Consider the following 6,124-nt stretch of genomic DNA (forward strand, 5'->3'; position numbering starts at 1 on the left):
AGTATTGTTAAAGTCAAAAGCACGTTGGAAACCGAAATTATCGAATCAACAAGAAGAGCAAATATTATGTAAAGAATTACAGATTTCCCCTCTATTAGCTAAACTACTTGTTACTCGCGGGTTTAATACAGTTGAAACAGCAAGTAAGTTTTTATATGAAGATCAAATGAGCTTTCATGACCCGTTTTTATTAGAGGGTATGGATATTGCAATAGACAGAGTATTTCAAGCGATTGAAGAAAATGAAAAAATATTAATTTTTGGCGATTATGACGCAGATGGTGTTAGTAGTACATCAGTATTGTATTTAACATTAATTGAACTAGAAGCAAAAGTAGATTTCTATATACCAAATCGTTTTACTGAAGGGTATGGCCCTAATAAGAATGCATTTAAATGGGCGAAAGAACAAGGCTACTCATTAATTATTACCGTAGATACAGGTATATCTGCAGCTGAGGAAGTTAGTTTTGCAAATGAACTTGGAATAGATGTCATTATCACAGACCATCATGAACCACCAGAGGACCTTCCAAAGGCTATCGCAATCATTCATCCAAAACTTAGTCCAAGCTATCCTTTTAAAGAGTTAGCTGGTGTAGGAGTTGTATTTAAATTCGCTTCTGCATTATTAGGGAGAGAACCAGAAGAGTATTTAGAACTTGTTTCAATTGGTACAGTAGCCGATTTAGTGCCTTTAGTTGATGAAAATCGACTAATTGTAAAAAAAGGCGTAAGACAATTAAAGCAAACTAGACGTGAGGGCTTAAGAGCTCTGTTAGAAATAAGTGGTACTTCTAATGATTCAATTAATGAAGAAACAATTGGTTTCGCAATTGGACCAAGAATTAATGCAGTTGGCCGACTTGGTGATGCTAAGCCTGCGGTAGATCTAGTTCTAGAAACAAGTAGAGAACTTGCTAAATCAAGAGCAGAACAAATTGAAGTTTTAAATAAAGAACGTCAAGAGTTAGTTTCAAGTATGACTGAAGAGGCGATTAAACAAGTAAAAGGGCTTGATTCCTCGTGTTCAAATAAAGTGATTATTGTAGCAAAAGAAGGCTGGAATGCGGGTGTAGTTGGGATTGTTGCTTCAAAATTAGTAGATCGTTTTTACAAGCCGGTAATTGTTCTAAGCATAGATCGCGAAAAAGGAATTGCCAAAGGTTCAGCAAGAAGTATTGAAGGTTTTTCTCTCTTTGAAAATTTATCAAAGTGTAAAGATATTTTACCTCATTTTGGAGGTCATACTCTTGCTGCTGGGATGACACTAGCGATTGAGGATGTTGAACAACTAAGACATCGTTTAAATGAATTTGCTGACCTAACTATGACGGATGAAGATTTTATTCCATTAAAAGAAGTGGATTTAATCTGTCAAGCTAGCGAAGTTTCAATCTCATTTATTAATGAATTAAATATGTTAGCGCCTTTTGGTATGCATAACCCAAAACCTGTTTTAGAAATAAGCGAAGTAGATGCACTAAATATTAAACAAATCGGTAATGAAGGTGCACATCTTAAATTTCAATTAAAAGATGATGTAACGTCCCTCGACGCTGTAGGGTTTGGATTTGGGCATGTTGCAAATGAAATTGCTACTGGATCAAAAGTGTCTTGCTTAGGAATGGCTTCTATTAATGAATGGAATGGCAAACGTAAGCCACAACTAATGATTCAAGATATTAAAGTAAATCATTGGCAGTTATTTGACTTAAGAGGCCAAGAGCCACATCGATTAACACTACCTTCAAACGAAGAAAAATTAATATTTTTACATCAAGCATCAAGTGATTATGAAAACTTAAAGACGAAATATCCTGTTTCGACGTTTATTTCTTATGAAGATGTACTAAACTTAAATACTAATATACAAAATAATTATATTATCTTACTTGATTTGCCTAGTTCTGAAAATCATTTAAAAGAAGTTTTTCAAAATGGTTTGTCGGAGCGCATCTACTTAGTATTTAATCAAGAAGAACTACATTTCTTTTCTCCAATTCCTAGTAGAGAAAGCTTTAAAAAATTCTATTCAATCTTAGCAAACACCAATCCGTTTGACATGAACATGTTTGAAGTGGCATTATGTCGTAAGATGGGATGGAAAAAAGAACAAGTCGATTTTATGACAAAGGTGTTTTTTGATTTAGAATTTGTTACAATAGAGGATGGAAAAATTCGTTTGTTGCCACAAACTGAGAAGAAAGATCTATCTTTATCGAATACGTACGCAAAAAAATTAGTTAGTATTGAACTAGAACGTTTATTTCTGTACTCAAAATGTGATGAATTAACTACATTTTTTCAAAATATGAAAAGTCATTTTTCCGAAAATGGGGAGGCACTTATTTAATGAATTTAAAAGATTATATTACGATTGTACCGGACTGGCCAAAAGAAGGCGTTCAGTTTAAAGATATTTCATCATTAATGAATGATGGTAAAGCTTATAAAGAAGCAACTGATCAAATCGTAGCTTATGCGAAAGAAAAAGACGTAGATTTAGTAGTTGGACCAGAAGCTCGTGGATTTATTGTTGGTTGTCCAATTTCTTACGCTTTAGAAATCGGTTTTGCTCCTGTACGTAAACCAGGTAAATTACCTCGTGAAGTAATTAGCTATAACTACGATTTAGAATATGGTACAAACACGTTAACAATGCACAAAGATGCGATTAAACCAGGTCAACGTATACTAATCACTGATGACTTATTAGCTACTGGTGGTACGATTGAAGCGACAATTAATCTAGTTGAAGAACTAGGTGGAATTGTTGTCGGTATTGCTTTCTTAATTGAGCTTTCTTATTTAGACGGTCGTAAAAAATTAGATGGTTATGATATATTTACACTAATGACTTATTAATTTTTAACATATTATAATGTTAAGCTATAGGGTACTCTGAATCATCAGAGTGCTCTTTTTCTATAACGAATCTGCAAAAAAAAATGAAATTTGACGACTCCTGCTTTACAAAAAACGAAATTTTCATGATAATAAAAGAAATAATGATTTAAGGTGATTAAATGGCTACTGAGCAAGTTTTGACAGCAGAACAGGTTTTAGAGCAAGCGACCCATTATTTAAAAGAAGATGATGTGGCGTTTATTAAACGTGCTTATGAATATGCTCGTGACGCACATAGTGAGCAATTTCGTAAGTCTGGAGAACCCTATATCATCCACCCGGTTCAAGTAGCAGGTATCCTCGTTGGCTTGGAGATGGATGCTACAACCATTAGTGCTGGGTTTCTGCATGATGTAGTAGAGGATACAGAAGTATCCAAAGAAGACTTAGAGAACCAATTCGGCAAAGAAGTTTCTATGCTTGTAGATGGTGTTACAAAGTTAGGTAAAATTAAGTTTAAATCGAAGGAAGAACAGCAAGCTGAAAACCATCGTAAAATGTTTGTAGCGATGGCACAGGACTTGAGAGTAATATTAATCAAATTAGCCGATCGCCTTCATAATATGAGAACGTTAAAGCATTTACCTCAAGAAAAACGTATGCGAATTGCAAATGAAACATTAGAAATATTTGCACCTTTAGCACATCGATTAGGGATTAGTAAAGTAAAATGGGAGCTTGAAGATACAGCCCTACGTTATTTAAATCCACAACAATACTATCGAATTGTTAACTTGATGAAGCGTAAAAGAGCAGAGCGTGAGCAATATTTAGAAGAGGTAATTAACGAAATCACAACACAACTTGAAGATGTCGAAATTAAAACAGACATTTCTGGACGTCCAAAGCATATATATAGCATTTATCATAAAATGGCTAAGCAAAATAAACAATTTAACGAGATCTATGACTTATTAGCTGTACGTGTAATCGTTAATAGTATTAAAGATTGTTACGCTGTTTTAGGCGTTATTCATACATGTTGGAAACCAATGCCAGGTCGTTTTAAAGATTATATTGCAATGCCTAAAGCAAACTTATATCAATCGCTTCATACGACTGTTATTGGGCCAAAAGGTGAACCACTAGAAGTTCAAATTCGAACAACAGAAATGCACCAGATTGCTGAATACGGGGTTGCAGCTCACTGGGCATATAAAGATGATAATGCAAATTTTCCAACCCAAAAAACATTAGAAAATAAATTAAGTTGGTTCCGTGAAATTATCGAATGGCAAGATAATTCTACAAATGCAGAAGAATTCATGGAATCAGTTAAAATGGATTTATTCTCAGATATGGTTTTCGTATTTACGCCAAAAGGTGATGTTTATGAATTACCACTTGGATCTGTACCAATCGATTTTGCTTACCGAATTCACTCCGAAATCGGAAATAAAACAATTGGTTCAAAAGTAAATGGTAAAATGGTACCACTTGATTATAAGCTTAAAACAGGTGATATCGTTGAAATCATGACATCAAAACATTCATATGGGCCAAGCCAAGACTGGTTGAAGGTCGCTCAGTCTTCACACGCAAAAAATAAAATACGCCAATATTTTAAAAAGCAAAGAAGAGAAGAGAATGTTGAAAAAGGCAAAGAATTAGTTGAAAAAGAAATTAAAGCGTTAGAATGTGATTTAAAAGAAGTTTTAACGTCAGAAAATTTAAAACGTGTAGCTGAGAAATTCAACTTCTCAAATGCAGAAGATATGTATGCGGCAGTTGGATATAATGGAATTACTGCAACGCAGATTGCTCACCGTTTAACAGATAAATTCCGTAAGCGAACTGAAGTAGAATTGGAAGACCGTCTAAAAGAACTTTCTTCGGATCTTAAAAAAGCTCCTTCACGCCGTAAAGATGCCGGTATTTCTGTAAAAGGTGTAGACAATTTATTAATTCGTCTATCTAAATGCTGTAATCCTGTACCTGGGGATGATATTGTTGGTTATATCACAAAAGGTAGAGGGATTTCAGTTCACAGAAGTGACTGTGTAAATATGTTAAACGATAGCGAAGAAGACCGTTTTATTGAAGTAGACTGGGAAGAAAGTCCAACATTTGAACGTGATTATAATGTCGATATAGAAATATTCGGTTATGATCGTCGCGGACTATTAAATGAGGTTCTTTCTGTTGTCAACGAAACAAAAACGAATATCTCTTCAGTTACAGGAAAAAATGATCGAAATAAAATGGCAACCATTACAATGAGTCTGTCTATTCGCAATATAAACCACCTTCAAAAAGTAGTGGATAAGGTTAAACAAATTCCAGACATATACTCTGTGAGACGAATTTTCCACTAATAGGAGGTGCCATCTTGAAAGTATTATTACAACGTACAAAAGAAGCAAAAGTAGTAGTTGATGGACGTGTGGTCGGGGAAATACCTAAAGGATTATTATTGCTTGTTGGTATTACACATGAAGATACAGTTGAAGACGTTAAATATTGTGCTGACAAAGCAGTTAACCTGAGAATCTTTGAAGATGAACTTGGAAAAATGAATTTATCATTAAAAGATGTTGGAGGCCAGATCCTATCAGTTTCTCAATTCACTTTATATGGTGATACGAGAAAAGGAAGACGTCCAAGCTTCACGGATGCAGCTAAGCCAGAAATTGCAAACGAACTATACGAATTTTTTAATTCATATTTACGCGAGCAAGGATACGTTGTACAGACTGGTATATTTGGTGCAGATATGGACGTAACATTTACAAACTGGGGACCAATTACAATAATGATTGAAAGTAAATAAAATTTATTACCTCCTTTTTCATTAAAAAGGGGGATTTTTTTTGTACAAATTAATTTTTAAAATAATAACTTCATATTGCGAATATACTTAAAGTACACGGGTTCTGACAAAGAATTCACAGGAGGGTACTATATGGACATAATTACAATCGTCTTGATCCTCATTGCTGGTGTAATTTTGTTTACAATCCTCAAAAGCTTCTTTAAAGCACTCTTATTTGTTATTTTAATCATTCTAGTATATTACGGATTAATGTACTTCATAGACGGCTCAGTTGAGAGCATACAATCTACTATAAGAGCTTTTTATTAGACCATGGTGTGTGCCATGGTTTTTTTTTGTTTGTGTGGGAAATTGGAACAAAAAGTAGAGAATCATAAATAAAAATGGGGAGCGTAATTAAAAGAATTAGCTGCAAATAAATTCAGTGAAACTGCAAATAAA

At 34.0% G+C, this 6,124-nt stretch carries 5 protein-coding genes; all 5 read left to right on the top strand.

Annotated features, from left to right (window positions below; all coding sequences use genetic code 11):
- The first annotated feature begins 4 nt into the window (after positions 1 to 4).
- The 5 genes from recJ (at position 5) to CN692_RS22725 (ending at position 5,992) form a co-directional block, all read left to right on the top strand.
- On the top strand, positions 5 to 2,356 hold the full coding sequence (gene recJ / locus CN692_RS22705) for a single-stranded-DNA-specific exonuclease RecJ (protein WP_098121402.1): 2,352 nt from the start codon (positions 5 to 7) through the stop codon (positions 2,354 to 2,356).
- Positions 2,356 to 2,868, top strand: coding sequence for an adenine phosphoribosyltransferase (locus CN692_RS22710; RefSeq protein ID WP_098121403.1), 513 nt, complete (start codon positions 2,356 to 2,358; stop codon positions 2,866 to 2,868). Before recJ ends, CN692_RS22710 begins: the two co-directional genes overlap by 1 nt.
- A 161-nt stretch (positions 2,869 to 3,029) precedes the next feature.
- A complete protein-coding gene (locus CN692_RS22715; RefSeq protein WP_098121404.1) occupies positions 3,030 to 5,225 on the top strand; it encodes a RelA/SpoT family protein in 2,196 nt (731 codons plus the stop codon).
- Between the two features lie 14 nt (positions 5,226 to 5,239).
- Positions 5,240 to 5,680, top strand: a complete 441-nt coding sequence (dtd, locus tag CN692_RS22720) for a D-aminoacyl-tRNA deacylase (protein ID WP_098121405.1) — start codon at positions 5,240 to 5,242, stop codon at positions 5,678 to 5,680.
- Positions 5,681 to 5,812: 132 nt separating this feature from the next.
- Positions 5,813 to 5,992 (top strand): hypothetical protein, encoded by a 180-nt coding sequence (locus tag CN692_RS22725; RefSeq protein ID WP_098121406.1) that lies wholly within the window; start codon positions 5,813 to 5,815, stop codon positions 5,990 to 5,992.
- The last annotated feature ends 132 nt before the right edge of the window (positions 5,993 to 6,124 follow it).

Source organism: Bacillus sp. AFS002410 (genome assembly GCF_002556365.1).
Lineage (GTDB): Bacteria > Bacillota > Bacilli > Bacillales > Bacillaceae_G > Gottfriedia.